We start from the raw sequence: 21,454 nt of genomic DNA, 5'->3' as shown, positions 1-21,454 counted from the left end.
GGAGACGGCAATGCACACTTATGAACAGGCGCTTCATGCAGGAAAGCAATTTCTGCTGGAGCATGATGATTACCTGGTCGTGTCGCATGTACAGCCGGACGGTGACGCAGTCAGCTCGACGGTAACAGTGGGCTGGCTGCTGTCATGTCTGGGGAAGACATTCACGATGATCAATGAAGGTGAGATCCCGCAGCGGATGCGTTTTTTGTGGGGTGCAGACGAAATCGTGAACATGACCGAACAACCACCGCAGCGTAAATATAAAGCAGTGATTTGTGTAGACTGTGCAGACTTTGCAAGAGTGGGCCTAACTCGCCATTATTTCGAAGAAGATGCTGTTATTCTAAATATTGATCACCACCCCACCAATGATGCTTATGGAACGGTTAATATCATTAAGCCGGATGCGGCAGCTACTGCAGAGATCCTGTTTGATTTTGTAAACTTGTTCCCGGTGACGTTGAATCAAGATTCTGCAACGGCTATATATACAGGGTTGCTTACGGATACAGGCGGGTTCCGGTACGCGAATACCAGTCCAAATGTAATGTCAACAGCATCCAAATTGCTTGAGCATGGTGTAAATGGACCGTACCTTGCGCAAATTTTGCTTGAACAGGTTACGCTTCCCCAAGTTCGGATATTGAATCAGGCACTTTCGAGTCTGCAGATGACAGAGGATGGAAAAATTGCTTGGGTGGTTATTACGCCGGAAGATATGATTGCTTGTGGAGCGGCTAATGAGGATCTCGAAGGCGTTGTAAACTATCCCCGTAATATTCAAGGTGTAGAAGTGGGGATTTTTTTCAAAGTCATCAACAATAACGCAGTAAAAGTGTCTCTTCGGTCGGCAGGTAAAGTCGATGTTGCTGCGCTTGCACAGACATTTGGCGGAGGAGGCCACGTACTGGCTGCCGGGTGTCGTGTGGAAGGTGAGTTGGAAGAGATCGTAGCCAAAGTGCTGAAGCAGGTGAATGCGCAATGGTAAAACCACTTGAAGGAATTTTGCCTGTATACAAGCCGGCAGGATTCACCTCGCATGATGTTGTAGCCAAAATGCGGCGCATTCTGAAAATGAAGCGTATTGGACACACCGGAACGTTGGACCCACAAGTTACAGGTGTACTTCCGCTGTGTCTCGGACGTGCCACACGGGTAGTCGAATACATGCAGGAACTTCCGAAAGAGTACTTGGCAACACTACGATTGGGCCTGTCTACGGACACGGAGGATCTGACAGGTGAGGTTATTGAACGTTCGGAAGAACCAGTCCAAGTTACCGAAGAACAGGTGCTTGAGGTCCTGAATCAGTTTAAAGGTACGATTTCGCAGGTTCCACCCATGTATTCAGCAGTAAAAGTCGACGGTAAACGTCTGTATGAGCTTGCACGTGAAGGCAAAACAGTGGAGCGTAAGAGCCGTGAGGTTACGATTTACGAGATTGAACTGACCGGAATCGAAACGCATGGCGACACGACAGATATTTCCTTCCGGGCATTATGTTCTAAAGGAACATATATTCGAACATTGTGCGTAGATATCGGCCGAGAACTGGGATACCCATCTACCATGGTACAGCTTGAACGTACCATTTCTGCGGGAATCACAGCGGATCGGTGCTTGCGATTTGAGGATGTGGAACAGCACATGGCCGCAGGTACGCTGGCTGAAGTGCTGATTTCGGTAGATGATGCCGTTGACTACATGCCTGCCCACAAAGTTCCAGAGGATAACACCAAAGGCGCTCTCCAAGGTCAGAAATTGTCTGCACGTTTATTGGAGCCGCCCGTGGAGCAGCCAGGACTTTTGCGGTTATATGCTCAGGATGGCACATTTCTCGGTATTTTCGAACGGGATGAACATAAACCAACAGTTCGAGCTGTTAAGGTATTTTTACCGGAATAAAGAGGCCTTGAGTTTAGGTTCATGTGATGTTAAGCTCGGTCTATCAAGTGAAATGCAGGTGAATGATTGTATGAAAACCGTAATGCTAACGTATCCGCAGACATTAACTTCCGATGAATTGCGTAGACAACCCCAGGTGCTGGCCATTGGCCAATTTGACGGAATGCATCTCGGACATGCAAGCGTCATTCTGTCAGCTGTCCGCATTGCTCGTGAAAAGGGCATGCAGTCAGCGGTAATGACCTTCCATCCGCATCCGAAGGAAGTCATGCGCAAAGGAGATTATGAAGGTTATTTGACGCCCCTGAGAGATAAGGAAGATATCTTGGCAGAGATGGGCGTTGACGTGTTATATGTTGTGGAGTTTAATGAAGAATTTTCACATTTGACACCGGAGCAGTTTGTACATGATCTGCTCTTTCCGCTTCAGACACGAACGGCGGTGGTTGGTTTTGACTTCCGTTTTGGTCACAAGGGAGCAGGTGATGAACAGATGCTTCGTTCGCTGGGCAGCAATGAGATGGCTGTGGAAACTGTACCTCCATTCCTGCTTAATGGCGAGAAGGTCAGCAGTTCTTTAATTCGTGGTTTGCTTAAACGTGGAGAAATGGATGAAGCGAGTCAGTGGCTTGGTCGTCCATACAGTATCAGAGGAACCGTTATCCACGGAGAGAAACGCGGCCGGACCATTGGTTTCCCTACTGCCAATCTCGAATTGACAGATCATTATGTGGCACCAGCGAAAGGTGTGTATGCTGTACGCGTATATCATGGGGAGCAGTCGTTGCGAGGGGTAATGAACCTCGGTGTGAAGCCTACGTTCCACGATAGCGGGATGAAGCCTACATTTGAAGTACATGTGCTTGATTTTGAAGGGCATCTCTATGATGAGGAACTGAAGGTCGAACTGGTTCACTATATTCGGGAAGAACGCAAGTTTGACTCCATCGACGCTTTGATCAGCCAGATTCGGGAAGATGCCTTGACTGCTGCAAGACTCTTAGGTTGAAATTCTGAGTAAAATGTATGTTTACATTTACTTTGGTTAGGCAACTATGATATAATGTACTACGTTGTCGTTTTGGACAACAGACAACCTTGGCTTGGTTGCACGCTCTCACCGGCGGTAACGAGGCTAATGGCGATTATAATGAAGGAGGTGAATAGGATGGCATTGACTCAAGAACGTAAACAACAACTGATCGACGAGCACAAAACTCATGAGTCCGATACTGGATCACCTGAGGTGCAAGTTGCTATCCTTACGGAAAACATCAGAAGTTTGACAGACCACTTGCGTACGCATAAGAAAGACCACCACTCACGTCGTGGACTTTTGAAAATGGTAGGTCAACGTCGTAAGCTCTTGGCTTACGTGAAAAACAAAGATGTTAAACGTTACAGCGCATTGATCGAGAAACTCGGATTGCGTCGTTAATTATCGTACATGTTTTCAAAACCAACCTGGCTGTTTTCCGTCGTTCCTCTGTATTGAGGGAGAAGCGGAGTTTACAGCCGGGTTGTTTTGTAGATGAACATGTTGCCATATATTTGTAGATGACAGCTCCGCAAGGAGCTTTTGTTTTGCAAGTTAATGAATGCAGGACAAGCAGGAAATACTGAGAAAATGCAGAATCCATTGTGTTAGGAACGATTAGAAGGAGGGATTTCATGGAAAAGCGTGTTGAAATGCAGCTTGGTGGAAGAACGCTTGTGCTTGAAACAGGACGTTTGGCTAAACAGGCAAATGCTGCTGTTAAAGTAACATACGGAGATACGGTTGTTTTGTGTACTGTTACCGCATCAAGCGAACCGAAAGATCTGGACTTTTTCCCGCTCACGGTGAACTATGAGGAAAGATTGTATGCTGTAGGTAAAATTCCAGGCGGATTCATTAAACGGGAAGGAAGACCAAGCGAGAAAGCCATTCTTGCTAGTCGTCTGACAGACCGTCCAATTCGTCCATTGTTCCCTGAAGGTTTCCGTAATGATGTACAAGTTCTTAACATCGTTATGAGTGTTGATCAGGACTGTGAACCACAGATTGCTGCCATGATCGGTACATCGGCTGCACTGAGCATTTCGGACGTACCATTCAACGGGCCAATCGGTGGCGTAAAAGTTGGACGTATTGATGGCGAATTCATTATCAACCCAACCATTGCACAGCTTGAAGTCAGTGAAATTGAACTCGTTGTTGCTGGAACCAAAGATGCCATCATGATGGTAGAGGCAGAAGCAAACGAAGTTCCGGAAGAAGTCATGCTTGAAGCCATCATGTTCGGACATGATGAAATCAAGAACATTGTGGCTGTCATTGAAGAACTGGTTCAAGTGGCCGGCAAAGAAAAAATGGCTGTAAAACTGCACGCTGTAAATGCTGAAGTGAACAGTGCTGTACGTGAATATGCGAGTGCTCGCTTGGTAGAAGCAGTTAAAATCGCTGAGAAGCATGCTCGTCAAGATGCGATTGATGCAGTGAATGACGAAACTGTTGCTCATTTTGAAGAGCAATACATCGAGACTCCTGAACTGCTCAAAGACGTGAAAGAAGTGCTGCACGACATCGTCAAAGAAGAAGTGCGCCGCTTGATCACACATGATAAGGTTCGTCCGGACGGACGTGGACTTGCTGAGATTCGTCCAATTGAGTGTGATACATCATTGCTGCCGCGTACACATGGTTCCGGTTTGTTCACACGTGGTCAAACACAAGCACTTAGCATTTGTACGTTGGGTGCATTGGGTGATGTTCAGATTTTGGACGGAATCAGCTTGGAAGAAACCAAACGCTTCATGCATCATTACAACTTCCCGCCATTCAGCGTGGGTGAAGCTCGTCCATTGCGTGCTCCAGGCCGTCGTGAGATTGGACATGGTGCATTGGGTGAACGTGCTCTTGCTAAAGTTATTCCTTCGGAGACGGACTTCCCGTACACAATTCGTCTGGTATCAGAAGTACTGGAATCAAACGGATCAACTTCACAAGCAAGTATCTGCGCAAGTACGCTTGCGATGATGGATGCTGGTGTACCAATTAAAGCTCCGGTTGCAGGGGTAGCTATGGGTCTGATCAAAGATGGAGAGCATGTGTCCATTCTTAGTGATATTCAAGGTATGGAAGATCACCTGGGTGACATGGACTTCAAAGTGGCAGGAACACCTGAAGGTGTAACAGCGATCCAAATGGATATTAAAATTGATGGTATTGATCGTCAAATTTTGTCCGAAGCTTTGGCTCAAGCCAAAGAAGGCCGTATGCATATCCTGGGCAAAATGACCGAAGTAATGAAAACACCGCGTGAGCAGCTGTCTCAATATGCGCCTAAAATTACGACTATGCATATTAATCCGGATAAAATCCGTGATGTTATCGGTGCTGGTGGTAAAATTATCAATAAAATCATCGAGGAAACTGGTGTTAAAATTGATATTGAACAGGATGGACGCGTATTTATCGCTTCTTCCAACCAGGACATGAACGATAAGGCAAAATCGATTATCGAAGGAATCGTACGTGAAGTGCTGGTCGGCGAGATTTATGTCGGCAAAGTAAAACGTGTTGAGAAATTCGGTGCATTTGTCGAAGTTCTGCCGAACAAAGAGGGTCTGGTTCACATCTCACAACTGTCAACAGAGCGTGTTGCCAAAGTAGAAGATGTTGTAGCCGTAGGTGATTCCATTACCGTTAAAGTAACGGAAATTGACCAACAAGGTCGCATCAACTTGTCCCGCAAAGCAGTATTGACGGCTGAAGCTCCGGCGCAGTCCTAAGCTCTGCCTTAATTTTTACAGATCCATTGAATGAAGAGACAGAATGTGATTTCTGGCTCTTTTTTTAACGCCTAAAATCGGAAACGTTAATGGGTTTCAAAAGACTGCCTGAATTTGTTCATATTCTTGCCCTTGTCCTCATATGATGGGGACAAAGACGGCGGGAGGATGGAACTGTGAAAAACCAATCCAAAAAGCTGGTTGCAGTTCTGGCGGGTGTGGCGGCTGTCATACTGGTCGGACAAGTAGGCAGTGTACGTACATACATTACGGAGATTCGGGATGGCCCGGGGACACAAAATGCTTTTGATATGTTTCAAGAGGCGACTGGAGAGGATGCCCTGTTGTCGGCGATCCGTGATAAAGCGGCCGAAACAAAAGTAGCCCCGGTCAACGCCAAAGTGGACAGGGTATGGAAGGCAATACCGGGATATAACGGCTTGGAGATTGATGTGGAAGCCACGTATCGCAAGGCACTGGGTGGTAACCTCAATACCAAAATTTCTTATGTTTATCGTCAGGTTGAACCAGAAATCCAGCTCAAGGATCTTGGGGCTCACCCGGTATACCGGGGAAATCCGGCAAAGCCGATGGTCTCGTTTATGATTAATGTGGCTTGGGGAAATGAGTATATTATCCCGATGCTTGACACACTCGATGCTGAGAAGGTGAAGGCGACCTTTTTTCTGGATGGAAGCTGGTTAAAGAAAAATGCCGAGCTCGCCAAAGAGATTCAGAAACGAGGTCATGAACTGTCCAACCATGCGTACTCTCATCCGAACATGAGTCGATTGAGCGCAGAACGGGCCAGACTTGAGATTAGCAAGACAGAGGATCTGCTCAAAGAGACGCTAGGGGTGGAAAACCGCTGGTTTGCTCCCCCGTCAGGTGACTTTAATCAGAAAACCGTAGACATTGCCTCAAGCATGGGGTTGCAAACGGTCCTCTGGACACTGGACACCGTCGATTGGAGAAAGCCAAGTTCAGCTTCCATTGTAAATAAAATTGGGGCAAAAGTGGAAGCGGGTACGTTAATTTTGATGCATCCCACTGCATCCTCTTCAGGAGCGCTGAAAGGCATGATTGAGTCGATTCGTGCGAAAGGCCTCGTTCTTGGTACAGTGAGTGAGACGTTATCTTCGGAACGCATAAAAGCTCCAGCGGTTGAGTGAGCGGCGTTTTTTTGTTAATATCAAACAGTTGGAACCAAATGTCGATTTCGTTTTTGGAGATCAGGGCAATTATAGAGATGTAGGAGGGCCAACCGTGAAAAAAATTCAGCTGGGCAATGGCCTCAGGGTAGTCATGGAACAGATTCCGACCTGTCGTTCCGTGTCTTTTGGTATATGGGTCAAGACAGGATCACGCAACGAGCAGCCTGTTAACAATGGAGTATCACATTTTATTGAGCACATGTTGTTCAAGGGAACGGATCGTTACGATGCCAAGGCAATTGCGGAACAGTTTGATGCTATCGGCGGTAACGTGAACGCGTTCACTTCAAAAGAATACACGTGTTATTATGCTAAAGTACTGGATGAACATCTGCCTATCGCTGTAGATGTATTGTCTGACATGTTTTTTCGTTCCAAAATGGATGATGGCGAGCTCATCAAGGAGAAAAATGTCATCCTGGAAGAGATTTCAATGTACGAGGATACCCCGGATGATATGGTACATGATCTGATGGCTACGGCTGCATATGGAGAGCATCCACTGGCTTACCCGATTTTGGGTACGGAGGAACGACTCAAAGCGATGGGTTCGAACGATCTGCGTGCTTATATGAAAGAGCACTACACCATTGAGAACACAGTTATTAGTATTGCAGGTAATATTGATGACAGTGTAATTGAGTTGATGGAAAAACACTTTGGATCATTTGACGTTCATGGTGCGGCAGAACAGATCACCGTTCCTAAATTCCAGAGCGGGCAGCTCTTTCACAAGAAGAAAACCGAACAGAATCACATCTGTATTTCGTTCCCGGGCTGCAAAATTGGAGACCCACTGCAGTTTGCCATGGTTGTATTGAACAATGCTATTGGTGGCGGCATGAGCTCCAGACTGTTCCAGGAAATTCGTGAAAAACGCGGACTGGCATACTCCGTATATTCCTATCACAGTTCTCATGCGGACAGCGGTCTGTTCACGATATATGCTGGTACTGCACCAAAACAAACGAAAGAAGTGTTGGACCTGACCAAAGAGGTTCTGCAGGATCTTGCAGTTAACGGTCTGACGGAAGATGAGCTGCGCAAAGGAAAAGAACAGCTGAAGGGAAGTCTGATTCTCAGTTTGGAAAGCACGGGAAGCCGGATGAATCGTTTGGGTAAAAACGAACTGATGCTGGGCAGACACCATACGCTGGATGAAATGATCGCCAAAATTGAACAAGTAACGATGGAAGATATCGATGCTGTACTTGACCTGATGTTCGCGGAGCCGTTTGCGCTTGCTATGGTCGGTGCCTCTGATCGCACCATTGCTGGATTAAGAAGGGATGATTTTGTTGCATTACGTTCAAATTCAAAAGTTGCCGGGCAATGAAGATATTAAACTGCCACAAAAAATGTCGGAGCTTGCATCAGGCTTTGATGTAGTTGCTGCGCTTCAGGAGGACGTTGTATTGCAGCCGGGACAGCGCACGCTGATTCCGACAGGTCTGGCTATGGCTATGCCTGCGGGCCTTGAAGCACAGATTCGCCCACGCAGTGGCCTGGCGTTCAAACACGGCATTACCTGTTTAAACACACCGGGTACCATTGATGCGGATTACCGGGGTGAGGTTAAAGTGCTTTTGATTAATCTGGGCCAGGAGCCATTCACGATTGTACGGGGTGAACGCATTGCCCAGATCGTGTTTCAGACTGTGCCTGCTGTTGAACTAACCGAAGTGAGCGAGCTTTCGGAAACGGTTCGCGGCGAAGGTGGATTCGGTCATACCGGAAAATAATAAATGCTACTAATGATGAAGGGCCTTCCCATGCGGGAAGGCCTTTTTTGTTTGGTGAAGAGATAGGAAATGTTTTCACCCCCCTGTGGGCCCCTGCATACGATAAGGCATACATGTGGTGAAAGGAGTGACGTCCCGATGCTGACCGGAGTCCGGATAGTAGTCCTGGGCGGAGATGCGCGGCAGCTTGAAGTCATTCAAAAATGCGCAGAGCTGGATGCCACAGTGAGTGTGGTCGGTTTCGACAAGCTGGAGCGTTCTATTCCGGGGATCGAACATCATGAGCTGGAGGATGAGGTGTTGGCATCTGCGGATGTGCTGGTGCTGCCCGTGGTTGGATGTGATGATCAGGGGAAAGTGAGCACCTCATTCAGTGACTTGCCGATTTTCCTCAAAAAAGAACAGATAGCGGCATTGCCAGAGCATTGTATTGTTTTCACAGGAATGGCAAAGCCATTTTTGCGTGAGTTGTGCGTGGATAACGGCTTGCGGCTTATTGAGGTATTGGATCGTGACGATATTGCGCTCTACAACTCGATACCGACAGCTGAGGGAGCGGTCGCTATGGCGATTCGGGAGACGGACTTCACGATCCACGGGTCGGAATGTATTGTGCTTGGGCTCGGCCGAACAGGATTCACAATGGCGAAAACGCTCCAGGGTCTAGGGGCAAATGTACGGGTGGGAATCAGGCGGGAAGAAGATGCAGCTCGTGCTAACATCATGGGCTGGAAGCCTTTCATGACAACGGATTTGGCCGCTCAAACCGGGGCAGTTGACTTGCTTTTTAATACGATACCGACTATGATAATCACAGCACAAATCCTGTCCAGAATGCCGCAAAAAGCAGTCATTATTGACCTCGCATCCGCTCCTGGCGGCTGCGATTTCAGATATGCTGAAAAACGCGGCATTAAGGCGCTTCTAGCGCCAGGCCTCCCCGGCATTGTTGCTCCCAAAACGGCTGGCGGCATTATTGCCGACGTGTTGATCCGTTTGCTTTTGGAAGAACAAAACGCACGGGAGGTTGAACTATGAACTGGAAGGGTAAAACGGTAGGTTATGCGATTACAGGTTCTCATTGTACGTTTGAAGAGGTTATGCCGGTAATTAGCCGGTTTGTGACTGAGGGCGCAAATGTTATTCCGATTATTTCCAATTCGGTATTAACAACGGATACACGCTTTGGTACGGCTCAGAACTGGCAAAAACAGTTGAAAGATATAACCGGTAATGATATCATTTCTACAATTGTTGAGGCGGAACCGCTCGGGCCAGCCAAATTGCTTGATGTGCTCGTGATTGCTCCCTGCACAGGGAACACTACCAGTAAGCTGGCTAATGCGATGACCGATAGCCCTGTGCTGATGGCAGCCAAAGCCCAGATGCGGAATCAGCGTCCGGTAGTGCTTGCCATCTCCACAAATGATGGTCTGGGACTGAATGCCGCGAACATCGCCAAACTACTTGTGGCAAAATATATGTACTTTGTACCGTTCGGGCAGGATGATCCGGTGAAGAAACCAAACTCGTTAGTAGCAAAAATGGAACTTATTCCAGAGGCATGCTGGAGTGCTCTGGAAGGTAAACAGTTACAGCCAATGATTGTGGAACGTTCTGCACAGGCTTAATCGTTTATTAACCAAGTTTAACGAATGCTTACGGGTTTGATTTCACAGTGGAGAAGTTCCAGGATAACGGTTATACGCATGAAGAATTGAACTTGGTTAGGGTAGACAAAGAAAATCATGGGGGACGATATGTCGGAAGTTTAACAGCTTTCTGTGTACGCGTTCCTGTCGTTGAAGGGCATTCCTGCTTGCAATGAAATGATCGCAAGCGGGATGCGTTCATGAAGATATGCATGTCGTGATCGGTGACAACCGAGCTTCAGTTTGTGAATTGCTTTGAGCAATCTACAGAGGAAAAACGGCATATAATGTCGTAATCATTGCTGAATTTATTGCATCGGAACGCTCCCTGGGTTGATCCATTTGTTGATTTGACCGTGTCCAGTCTTCTTGCGTACACAAATGGAGGAATTAAGATGCGTATCATGGTACAGAAATTTGGAGGCACGTCACTCTCTACAGTTCAGGCGAGAGAGCACGTGCTCCGTCATATTAAACGTGAACTTGAGGCAGGACTTAGTCTTGTCATTGTTGTGTCCGCTATGGGCCGCCGGGGTGAACCTTATGCTACAGATACACTGCTCGACTGGGCTGCACAAAATGGTAATTCGCTGTCTGCACGTGAAAAAGATTTATTGTTGTGCTGCGGTGAAATCATATCAGCTACAACGCTCAGCAGTCTTCTGGAACATGAAAACATTCCCACAACTGTACTAACTGGTGCGCAGGCAGGCTTTGTGACGGACGACAATTTCGGGAATGCCCGGATTTTGGATGTCCGTCCTGTTCGTGTGCTGGAGGAGCTTCAAAAAAATCGTGTTGTTATTGTTACTGGTTTCCAAGGGCAGACAGAGAGCGGGGACTTTACCACTTTAGGCCGTGGGGGTAGTGATACATCAGCGACGGCACTTGGGGCTGCTCTTCATGCAGAGATGGTGGATATCTATACGGATGTAAACGGCATTCTGACTGCCGATCCGCGAATTGTAGAGGATGCACGTCCGTTAACTGTGGTGAGTTATGCGGAGATCTGTAATATGGCACATCATGGGGCCAAGGTTATTCACCCCCGAGCAGTTGAAATTGCAATGCAATCGCAAATTCCTGTACGCGTGCGTTCCACTTTTGCAGACAGCGAAGGAACCCTTGTTACCCATCCGGAAGGCTTCCAGGATGTGCAGACAGGCATAGTAGATCGTTATGTGACGGGGATTGCTTACGTTAGCAATGTTACCCAAATCACAGTAGATGTACCTGGAGGCGCAGATCGGCTGCAGCTGAAAGTCTTCAAAACAATGGCTGAAAATTCGATTAGTGTTGATTTTATTAATGTTACCCCTTCAGGAGTCGTCTATACGGTATTTGACAGTGACTCTGAAAAAGCAATTCAAGTATTGCAAGAGATTGGTCTTAAACCTCAAAGTCTGTCCGGCTGTGCCAAAGTTTCGGTGATCGGCGGTGGAATTAACGGTGTGCCTGGCATCATGGCAAGAATCGTTGAATCGTTAACACTGGCTGACATTCAGATTTTGCAATCGGCAGATTCGAACACAACCATCTGGGTACTTGTAAAAAAAGAAGATATGGTTCAGGCCCTGAGGGCGCTTCATACCTCATTCGAACTTCATCTGTAATTAGAAGCGATCGGAGCCAGACCTGTTTTGAAGGAGGAAATCGAATTGGACTTTGGAAGATTGATTACAGCAATGGTCACTCCGTTCAACGAACAGGGGGAGATTCATTGGGAGGAAACTGCAAGGCTTATAGACTATTTAATTGCAGATCAAAAATCTGAAGCACTTGTGGTGTCCGGTACGACCGGTGAATCTCCTACACTTAGCGACAGTGAGAAGGTGCAGCTTTTTGAGTTTGCAGTAAAGCATGCTGCAGGAAGATGCAAAATCATTGCCGGAACAGGGTCTAACAATACTGCCCATTCGATCCATCTGACTCAAGAAGCTGAACGTGTCGGCGTGGATGGGGTCCTTTTGGTCGTTCCTTATTACAACAAACCAAGCCAGGAAGGCATGTTCCAACATTTTGAAGCCATCGCGAGCTCAACCAAACTGCCTGTGATGCTATATAACGTACCAGGACGTACCTCAGCCTGCTTGTCTGCGGCCACAACGCTTCGCCTGGCTCAGATACCGAATATCGTGGCTACGAAAGAATGTGCTTCTTTGGAGCATGTGACACTCGTCGCTGCAGGTGCACCCGATCACTTTAAAGTATATACGGGAGACGATGCGTCAGGCTTACCAGCGATCACGGTAGGGGCATACGGCATTGTAAGCGTCGCGAGCCATGTGGTTGGTTCAGAGATGAAGCAGATGATTGATTCCTTTGTCGCCGGAGACACTCAAAAGGCAACGAAGTTGCATCAGCAGCTTTTCCCGGTGTTCAAAGGTTTGTTTGAGTGTCCTCAGCCTTTGCCGAACCCGGTTGCAGTGAAATATGCACTGACGTTACGTGGGATGAATGTGGGTTCTGTACGTCTACCGCTCATTGCTCCAACCGAAGACGAGCAGGGCTTTATCCGTGCCTTGTTTAATGAATAGAAGGCACATGTCTTGAAATTATTAATCGTGGTAACCTATTTTAAACAGACAGGAACCGCTCTTCTGCGAAAGAAGAAGCGGTTCTTTTTTCGCTTTTTTGGGTTGTTTCAACCTTGCTGATAAAGGGAAACCTAGGGCTCAACGACAGAGTGACTTGTTTTTTTTGTTTTTAATCATGTATAATGATGTCAAGTGACTGGGTGCGGTATTTTTTTGAAATTGAAAGCGACATCGTTTCGAGATGTGGCTTTGCGGTGAAAAGGGAAGGAACGGCTAAGAAGGAATCATTTCAAATCCAACTTGTTGGTGAAGGGGAATTACTTCGAAGAACTTCTTCCAAATATCGTGAATAAAGGTGTTCTTTTGCATACATGCCTATCTATTGGTTTGTCATGTGGAGATTACTTTTTTAACTTACAATAAATAAAATAATAAGGTACGACGTCCAACTACCATAGGAGGTTCAGATTCATTTGTCTAAGAAAAATAATAACGATAAACTGATGATTTTTGCACTGGGCGGCGTAGGCGAGATTGGTAAAAATATGTATGTCATCCAATACGCTAACGACATTGTAGTCGTAGATGCTGGCCTTAAATTCCCTGAAGAAGATATGCTTGGAATTGACATTGTCATTCCTGACATTTCGTACTTGACTGAGAACCGTGACAAAGTAAGAGGTATCATTTTGACTCACGGTCACGAAGATCATATCGGTGGATTGCCGTATGTTCTGAAACACCTTAACGTTCCTGTATACGGAACCAAGCTTACACTCGGACTGGTGGAAAACAAACTGAAAGAAGCCAATTTGCTGGGTGAAACAAAACGCATTCTGATTGATGCTGATTCCGAGATCCAACTTGGATCGGTATTGAAAGCAACTTTCTTTGCTACTAACCATAGTATTCCGGATTCCGTTGGTGTATGTGTTGAAACACCAGAAGGTGCTGTAGTTCACACAGGTGACTTCAAATTCGACCACACACCAGTCAATGGTCAATATGCGGATCTTCAACGTATGGCACAGATCGGTACGAATGGCGTACTTGCTCTTTTGTCTGACAGTACCAATGCCGAGAAACCAGGCTTTACGCCTTCCGAGAAAAATGTTGGGATCGTTCTGGAAGATATCTTCCGTAAAGCGAGCCAGCGCGTTGTTGTTGCTACCTTTGCTTCCAACGTACACCGGATTCAACAGGTCATTAATGCAGCAGAAGTGACTGGCCGCAAAGTGGCTGTCATTGGACGCAGCATGGTGAATGTTGTAGGTATTGCTTCGGATCTGGGCTATCTGGATATTCCGGACGGCATGATCATTGAACCTGAAGAAGTAGGTAAAATGGCTGCTGACCGTGTTGTTATTCTCTGCACAGGAAGTCAAGGCGAGCCAATGTCTGCATTGACTCGGATGGCTCGTTCTACTCATCGTAAAGTAGACATTCTTCCTGGAGACACAGTTATTATCGCAGCAACACCGGTACCAGGTAATGAGAAGTATGTGGGCCGTACCATTGATGAACTGTTCCGTCTCGGAGCTAATGTGCATTACAGTGGTGCGAACAGCGGTGTACACGTATCCGGACACGGTAGCCAGGAAGAGCTCAAGCTGATGCTTAACCTGATGAAACCTAAATTCTTCCTGCCAATTCACGGGGAGTTCCGTATGCAGCGCCGCCACGCCGTTCTTGCTGAATCTGTAGGTATCGACCCTGATAACATCTTCATCACAGATATTGGTGAAGTGGTTGAGATTCAAGGCGGAGCAGCACGCAAGGCTGGTAAAGTTACTGCAGGCAACGTACTGATCGACGGATTGGGTGTAGGCGATGTAGGTAACATCGTATTGCGTGATCGCAAACTGTTATCCCAAGATGGTATTCTTGTCGTTGTAGTTACTCTGAGCAAACAGGATGGTAAAATTGTATCCGGTCCGGATATCATCTCCCGTGGATTTGTATACGTACGGGAATCCGAAGGATTGCTTGATGAAGCCAACCGTATTGTCAGCAGCACTCTGCAAAAGTTGATGAGTGAGAACGTAAACGAATGGGCTTCACTCAAAACGAATGTAAAAGACGCACTGGGACGCTTCCTGTATGAGCAAACTCGTCGCAGACCGATGATTTTGCCAATTATCATGGAAGTTTAAAATACATTAAAATCATATATTCAGGCACACAGTCGCCCCTGAACTACGAGTAATATTGGACGGTTCCTCGTAGATCAGGGGCTTTTTTTGTTTTTTACAGATTGGATTCATGGAGGATGTGAGGGATTTTTGGCAACTCATTGGGTATAAGTAGACTGGAAAATTCCCCATACTAAGGAATACATTAAAATGGTTATGGGGAAGGGGATTAATCTAATGAGTGAGTATATAAATGGCAAACAGACATCCAAGTCGAATCAACCCGAGACAGAGACACCAGGCATGCCAGCACAAGATGACAAAGGATTGGCTCCCGTTACAGAGGCCATCCAGCAGTTCGGACAGACTCAGTCACCTGCAGGAGAGTCCAATATTTTCTGTATGACGATTATTGGACAGGTCGAAGGTCACTTGATTTTGCCTCCGCAAAACAAAACCACGAAGTACGAGCATATTATCCCGCAATTGGTTGCTGCTGAACAGAATCCCCGGATTGAAGGCATCCTGATCATTCTGAACACCGTGGGAGGAGACGTGGAGGCAGGGTTGGCCATTGCCGAGATGATTGCTTCTCTGAGCAAGCCTACCGTTACCGTTGTTATAGGGGGAGGACACAGCATTGGGGTTCCAATCGCAGTAGCTTCCACCTATTCATTGATTGCCGGAAGTGCAACAATGACGATCCATCCCATCCGGATGAACGGACTAGTCATTGGGGTTCCTCAAACATTTGAATATATGGAGAAAATGCAGGAACGAGTTGTTCGCTTTGTTACCACGCATTCGAATATTTCGGAGGACATGTTCAAAGAACTTATGTTTAAGACAGGGGAATTAAACCGGGATATCGGTACTGCCGTAGGGAGTGCTGATGCAGTCAAATACGGATTAATGGATGCGGTTGGAGGTATTGGACAAGCCATTGCCCAACTGAACAAACTTATGGGAGACAAGAGACAGACCCTGCAGGCAGGAGGGCTTACACAATGACCATGTATACTGTAATGCCGCCGGAGCATCTCTGGTCGGGGATGTGGAATGAAGGGGAGGATACGCGTGAAGTCAAAATCAACGGTTTATTGATGCAGATCAGACCGGTTAGTGAGAGCGAAGCTGTTATCGTGCGTTTGCTTGACTGCCCGCTAGAAGCGTACCTTGATCCTGCCAATATGCCTGGCTCCAAAGTTCCTCTTTCAGGTAACGCAGGACCAACATAACATGACGAAAAAAGACAAATAGGGCAAGAAAAGAACATATGTACGGATTATATTTGTATGGTATAATATTCTTCTGGGGGTGACCTGATTTTGGCCAGAAGAAAAAAGAAGAAGAAAAAAGGCGCTGCGTTCAGCGGCGTTTTAAAATATGAAATCTATGGTATTGTGCTCATTACTCTGGCGGTTATCGCTCTATCCGGAGAAGCAACGGTAGGACGTTCACTATCCAAAATGTTCGGATTAATGCTAGGGAAGTTCTATTTTGCCATTCCGCTGGTTGGGATCTACTACGGATTGATGGTTATGATTCACCGAAAGTGGCCAAGCGGTTGGACTACTCGCAAGACCGGGCTTGTTCTTCTGGTGTTTGCGTTAACCTTGATGAGTACCGTATCTGCAATGCATCAGAAGCTTATCCCTGTGGGTGCTCTCGAGCCTGGAGCGGTTATTACACAAGTACATAATGATATGCAGACCGAACTGCTTCAGCCTGCCCCAGGTGAACGTGATTCCATGTTGAATAAGGACATAAGTGGCGGCTACATTGGTGCTGCTCAGTTTGCTCTGTTCCTGTGGCTGTTCGGCAGTCTGGGCGCGCGTTTGATCATGATTGTGATGTTTATTATCAGTTTCATGCTGATCACGAACCTCTCCTATGTCGATCTGGTGCGTATATTCAGAACCAAGGTATGGGATGCCGGCAGTACGATCTACAAAAAGCTGGAGTCCAGACCATCAGCACGATCTGCTGCAACATCCTCGGGAAAAAAAGGTGGGGCAGCACGTAAAGTGGTTCCTATTCCGGCGGATATCGAAGAAGATGAAGAGGATGATTTGGAAGAGATGCATCTTCCCAAGCGGAAAGCACCCATCTTCTTTCAATTGTTTGGTAAGTGGGGTGCGGATCGGGAGACAACCAAATCAGACCGAGAGATGGAGATGGAGCAGGAGCAGCCAACGGCAGCAGAGCAAGTGTTATATCGCGCTGAGCCGGATCATTTTGCAGAATCATGGAATGAAGAGCCATCATTTGGCTCAGATGTTCCAGCCTCTGCTGGAAGGACGGCTGCACCGAAAACCAGTTCAGCTCCGATTATTCGTGATTTCTTCGAACACGTCAGATCCGAGGATCATGTGAAGGATGACGATTTGGACGATGCGTATCCGTTTCCTGAGGACATTTCAGATTCCAGCCAGGAAGACGACATTCCGATCAAAATTAGTGATGAACTGGTAGATGGAGCGGATTGGTCTGTTAACGAGGCAGGTGCTGATGACCTGAGTGAGATGGAGAACATCCCGGAAGGACAACCTGGTGGGTTAAATAATTCATCTTCGGTGATGGAAGGTGAAAGTGTTGAGGGGCAGGAGATGGAGCCTGTTAAACCGCCTCCACCACCTCCGAAGCCATATAAACTCCCTTCGTTCCGCCTGCTTGCTAAGCCTAATAACGGCGGTAAGGGTGGGGATCAAAAAGATTATATGCAAACTGCCCGGAAGCTTGAAGCCACATTGGAAAGCTTCGGTGTGCGGGCGAAAGTGCTTGAAGTTGTTAGAGGACCAGCAGTTACGCGTTATGAGATTCAGCCGGACATAGGTGTAAAAGTTAGCCGAATTGTAAGTTTGACTGATGATATTGCACTGGCATTAGCGGCCAAGGATATTCGGATGGAAGCACCGATTCCGGGTAAATCAGCGATCGGTATTGAAGTGCCTAACGGTGAAGTTTCCGTTGTAACGATGCGTGAGGTTATGGAAACATCCACGTTTCAGGATGCAGAATCCAAAGTGACTATTGCATTTGGACGGGATATTTCTGGTCAGACCATCATCGGCAACCTTGCTCGTATGCCCCATTTGCTTGTTGCAGGTGCTACGGGTTCTGGTAAATCGGTATGTATTAACGGGATTATCACAAGTATTCTGTACAAAGCGAAACCGGATGAAGTTAAATTTTTGATGGTCGACCCGAAAATGGTTGAGCTTAATGTATACAATGGCATTCCTCATCTGATGGCTCCGGTAGTTACGGATCCCAAGAGAGCTTCGCTGGCCCTCAAAAAGATTGTGGTCGAGATGGAGAAAAGGTATGAGCTGTTCTCCAAATCGGGTACACGGAACGTCGAAGGTTACAACAACCTGATGAAGGATAACCCGGCAGCCGTGTTGCCATACATCGTTGTTATTGTGGACGAGCTTGCGGATCTGATGATGGTTGCAGCCGGGGATGTGGAAGATGCCATTGCCCGTCTTGCGCAAATGGCGCGTGCAGCCGGAATCCATCTCATCATCGCCACGCAGCGGCCTTCCGTAGATGTCATTACAGGTGTCATCAAAGCCAATATCCCTTCCCGGATCGCATTCGGTGTGTCATCACAGGTGGACTCCCGGACGATCCTAGATATGGGTGGAGCCGAGAAACTGCTGGGTCGCGGCGATATGCTGTTTATGCCAATGGGCGCTTCCAAGCCTGTACGGGTGCAGGGAGCCTTCATGAGTGATGAAGAAGTTGAGAATATTGTTAATTATGTGCGTGGACAAGGCGAAGCCCAGTACGATGAATCACTTGTTCCTGAAGTCGATGACTCCGTTCAAGCGGCAGATGAAGTACAGGATGAACTGTACGAGCAGGCTGTACAAATTATATTGGAAGCGAAGCAAGCTTCCGTATCCTTGCTTCAGCGGCGCATGCGTGTGGGTTATACTCGCGCTGCACGTTTGATCGACTCAATGGAGGCTCGTGGCGTTATTGGCCCGTATGAGGGCAGTAAGCCTAGGGAGGTTCTAATTTCGCTGGAACAATATCAACAAAACAAAATAAGTTCTTAAGTAGCACTAAGGATTGTATCTAATGCAAGCCCCTGACAATAAGTTGGGGGCTTTTTTGTTGTTGATGGTCGTTGAGGTTTTGCCATGTTGTCCAATGATCGGATGATTTGGTGCATAGGAAGCAAGCAGGCTTGTCATAATAACGTTAGCGATTCTGTTAATCCCACAAGAGAAAGGTAGAGCACAGTCGATGCGAAAAATGAACATATGGCTTTTCACTGCGATCTTGCTGATGTCTGCATTGGGAATTCGTTATTTGCTCCCTGACCATTCGGCAACCCAAGAATCCAAACCAAATCCTTCCCAGGTGGAAGAGAAATCGCTGCCCACCTTCAGCAGCAACACCGTACAATATGGAAGTTATGGGCAGGATGTATACGAGCTACAAGGCAGACTGAAGTACTTAGGTTTTTACAATGGTAAAATCGATAGTAACTTTGGCAGCAGCACACTAAAATCCGTAAAGTGGTTTCAATCTGAATTCGGTATGAAAGCGGATGGCGTGGTTGGCGCTAAAACTAAACTGAGATTGTACAATGCAACTAAACAATGGTCCCCAACCGAGCCTCCACTGCACAAGGAATCGTCAGGCCAGGGTACGGACAAAACCGATAATGCAAACAAAGAGCAGGACAACATGGGTTCCGCCAATTCCATGGGCTTATCGGAGAATGAAATTAAGATTATGGCCAATGCGGTATATGGCGAATCCCGGGGAGAACCCTTTGAAGGTCAGGTTGCTGTAGCAGCAGTCATATTGAACCGCGTTAAATCACCGAGTTTTCCAAATACACCATCCGGCGTCATTTTCCAGCCCGGTGCATTTACTGCTGTAGCTGACGGGCAGATCTATCTGGAACCCAATGCTCAGGCCCGTAAAGCGGTTGAGCAGGCAATGAATGGCTGGGACCCATCTGGCGGCTGCCTGTATTACTTCAATCCCAAGACGGCTACTTCCAAATGGATCTGGACCCGTCCTCAGGTGAAAACAATCGGTCAGCATATCTTTTGTATGTGATGATGTTGGAAGCAACCAGAAGACGCGTCTTCGGTTGCTTCTTGCCTTTTGCATGGGTTAAAATGGTTGTTGCACTTGAGAGTTACTGAAATATTGCCTAACAAATGACGCCGTAAAGGGGTTTTGACATTTGAATACATCAGGATTTGAACGGGGCAGTCAAAAGGAGTTTCGTATCCATGTATTACCAACTAAACGTTTCAAAACTTTTGCCATCTCGTTGTATGCAGGAGTCCCGCTGCAGGAAGAAACGGTCACCAAAGTAGCGCTTACTCCATTTGTGCTTCGTCGTGGAACCCAGTCTTATCCTGAAACAACGGAGTTTCGTGAACAGTTGGAGCATTTGTATGGAGCTGGTTTTGGTTTTGACGTATACAAGCGTGGAGACTATCAGATTGTGCAGTTCCGGATGGACACGATTAATGATTCCTTTGTAGGCGGGGATGAGCAGCTTTTGGACCGCTCCTTTGCATTTTTGGGGGAGGTACTTACTCGGCCGGCCATGGAAGATGGGCATTTCAGAAAGGCCTATGTGCATTCAGAACGTGAGACCGTCCGCAAACAGCTGGAGTCTGTTGTTAATGATAAAATGCGTTATGCGGCAGAGCGCAGTATCGAGGAAATGTGTAAAAATGAGCCGTACCGCTTGCATCCGTTAGGGAAACGTCAGGATCTGCCGGGAATCGAACCCGATGTGTTAACGACCGCTTATCAGACGTGGCTGCAGCAGGCCAGCATGGATCTGTATGTCGTAGGCGACACGACGCTGGAAGAAGTGGAGAGTCTAGTTCAAAAACACTTCGATGTAAATCGTACCCATTCCTCTAACTATGTGACAAACCAGGCTGTCCGTGGTGACAAAGAAGTGGAGACGGTCGTTGAACGACTAAATGTTAACCAAGGTAAACTGAATATGGGACTCCGCACGTCCATTACGTATGGCGACCCGCAGTATGCAGCAGCATTAATGTACAACGGCATTCTTGGAGGATATCCGCATTCCAAATTGTTCGTTAATGTTCGTGAAAAGGAGAGTCTGGCCTACTATGCTTCCTCCCGGTATGACGGACATAAAGGCATCGCAACGATTCAATCCGGAATTGAAATTCCCAACTATGAAAAAGCCGTGACGATCATTAAGCAGCAGTTAGATGAAATGAAAAATGGAAATATTAGTGATCTGGAAATGTCCCAGACCAAAGCGATGATCCGCAATCTGCTCAAAGAAATGCAGGATTCGGCTTTTGAGATGATTGCGTATGACTTTAATCGTCAGTTATCGGGTAAGGAGCGGACCGCTGACGAGCTGCTCGCTCAGGTTGAGCAAATCAGCAAAGAAAACGTTCGTGAGGCGGCAGAGCAATTCCGTCTGGACACGATCTACTTCTTGCGGGATGAGAAGGGGGAATAACT

The 21,454-nt window shown here is 47.0% G+C and carries 18 protein-coding genes; all 18 read left to right on the top strand.

From position 1 onward, the window contains the following. Nucleotides 1-10: 10 nt before the first annotated feature. Nucleotides 11-988, top strand: coding sequence for a DHH family phosphoesterase (locus ABIC22_RS28070; protein WP_354485377.1), 978 nt, complete (start codon nt 11-13; stop codon nt 986-988). Then, nucleotides 982-1,905: a tRNA pseudouridine(55) synthase TruB gene (gene truB / locus ABIC22_RS28065; RefSeq protein WP_127536234.1), complete on the top strand. Its 924-nt coding sequence runs from the start codon at nt 982-984 to the stop codon at nt 1,903-1,905. The genes ABIC22_RS28070 and truB overlap by 7 nt, the downstream gene beginning before the upstream one ends. Before the next feature lie 70 nt (nt 1,906-1,975). Beyond that, complete coding sequence (locus ABIC22_RS28060) at nt 1,976-2,914, top strand: bifunctional riboflavin kinase/FAD synthetase (RefSeq protein WP_127536233.1); 939 nt, start codon at nt 1,976-1,978, stop codon at nt 2,912-2,914. Nucleotides 2,915-3,073: 159 nt separating this feature from the next. Next, a complete protein-coding gene (gene rpsO / locus ABIC22_RS28055) occupies nt 3,074-3,343 on the top strand; it encodes a 30S ribosomal protein S15 (protein ID WP_056700672.1) in 270 nt (89 codons plus the stop codon). Nucleotides 3,344-3,576: 233 nt separating this feature from the next. Continuing rightward, nucleotides 3,577-5,679, top strand: coding sequence for a polyribonucleotide nucleotidyltransferase (gene pnp, locus ABIC22_RS28050; RefSeq protein WP_153978031.1), 2,103 nt, complete (start codon nt 3,577-3,579; stop codon nt 5,677-5,679). 176 nt (nt 5,680-5,855) lie between these two features. Further along, a complete protein-coding gene (locus ABIC22_RS28045; protein WP_154893571.1) occupies nt 5,856-6,851 on the top strand; it encodes a polysaccharide deacetylase family protein in 996 nt (331 codons plus the stop codon). A 94-nt stretch (nt 6,852-6,945) separates the two neighbouring features. After that, a complete protein-coding gene (locus tag ABIC22_RS28040; protein ID WP_354485373.1) occupies nt 6,946-8,229 on the top strand; it encodes a M16 family metallopeptidase in 1,284 nt (427 codons plus the stop codon). Next, nucleotides 8,189-8,635: a dUTP diphosphatase gene (gene dut / locus ABIC22_RS28035; RefSeq protein ID WP_170948039.1), complete on the top strand. Its 447-nt coding sequence runs from the start codon at nt 8,189-8,191 to the stop codon at nt 8,633-8,635. The genes ABIC22_RS28040 and dut overlap by 41 nt, the downstream gene beginning before the upstream one ends. A 138-nt stretch (nt 8,636-8,773) precedes the next feature. Next, nucleotides 8,774-9,673, top strand: a complete 900-nt coding sequence (gene dpsA / locus ABIC22_RS28030; RefSeq protein WP_095358588.1) for a dipicolinate synthase subunit DpsA — start codon at nt 8,774-8,776, stop codon at nt 9,671-9,673. Continuing rightward, entirely contained in the window at nt 9,670-10,266 is a 597-nt protein-coding gene (locus ABIC22_RS28025; protein WP_127536229.1) for a dipicolinate synthase subunit B, read from the top strand. Before dpsA ends, ABIC22_RS28025 begins: the two co-directional genes overlap by 4 nt. A gap of 416 nt (nt 10,267-10,682) precedes the next feature. Then, a complete protein-coding gene (gene dapG / locus ABIC22_RS28020) occupies nt 10,683-11,900 on the top strand; it encodes an aspartate kinase (protein ID WP_095358586.1) in 1,218 nt (405 codons plus the stop codon). Between the two features lie 45 nt (nt 11,901-11,945). Further along, on the top strand, nt 11,946-12,824 hold the full coding sequence (gene dapA / locus ABIC22_RS28015; protein ID WP_127536227.1) for a 4-hydroxy-tetrahydrodipicolinate synthase: 879 nt from the start codon (nt 11,946-11,948) through the stop codon (nt 12,822-12,824). Nucleotides 12,825-13,297: 473 nt separating this feature from the next. Continuing rightward, the gene (locus tag ABIC22_RS28010) at nt 13,298-14,977 is read left to right on the top strand and encodes a ribonuclease J (protein ID WP_095287708.1); all 1,680 of its coding nucleotides are present in this window, start codon (nt 13,298-13,300) and stop codon (nt 14,975-14,977) included. 216 nt (nt 14,978-15,193) lie between these two features. Next, nucleotides 15,194-15,967 carry a ClpP family protease gene (locus ABIC22_RS28005; RefSeq protein WP_371859910.1) on the top strand — a complete coding sequence of 258 codons (774 nt, stop codon included), beginning with the start codon at nt 15,194-15,196 and terminating at the stop codon, nt 15,965-15,967. After that, nucleotides 15,964-16,194 (top strand): YlzJ-like family protein, encoded by a 231-nt coding sequence (locus tag ABIC22_RS28000; RefSeq protein WP_095358583.1) that lies wholly within the window; start codon nt 15,964-15,966, stop codon nt 16,192-16,194. Before ABIC22_RS28005 ends, ABIC22_RS28000 begins: the two co-directional genes overlap by 4 nt. Before the next feature lie 90 nt (nt 16,195-16,284). Continuing rightward, the gene (locus tag ABIC22_RS27995; RefSeq protein WP_354485369.1) at nt 16,285-19,023 is read left to right on the top strand and encodes an FtsK/SpoIIIE family DNA translocase; all 2,739 of its coding nucleotides are present in this window, start codon (nt 16,285-16,287) and stop codon (nt 19,021-19,023) included. Between the two features lie 190 nt (nt 19,024-19,213). Beyond that, the gene (gene sleB / locus ABIC22_RS27990; protein ID WP_154893568.1) at nt 19,214-20,041 is read left to right on the top strand and encodes a spore cortex-lytic enzyme; all 828 of its coding nucleotides are present in this window, start codon (nt 19,214-19,216) and stop codon (nt 20,039-20,041) included. A gap of 130 nt (nt 20,042-20,171) precedes the next feature. Next, a complete protein-coding gene (gene yfmF / locus ABIC22_RS27985) occupies nt 20,172-21,452 on the top strand; it encodes an EF-P 5-aminopentanol modification-associated protein YfmF (protein ID WP_354485367.1) in 1,281 nt (426 codons plus the stop codon). Nucleotides 21,453-21,454 lie beyond the last annotated feature (2 nt).

The organism is Paenibacillus sp. PvP094 (assembly GCF_040546835.1).
In the GTDB taxonomy this organism is placed as follows: Bacteria; Bacillota; Bacilli; order Paenibacillales; family Paenibacillaceae; genus Paenibacillus; species Paenibacillus illinoisensis.
The sequence above is the reverse complement of the archived record's forward strand: the minus strand, read 5'-3'. Positions and strand labels throughout refer to the sequence as shown.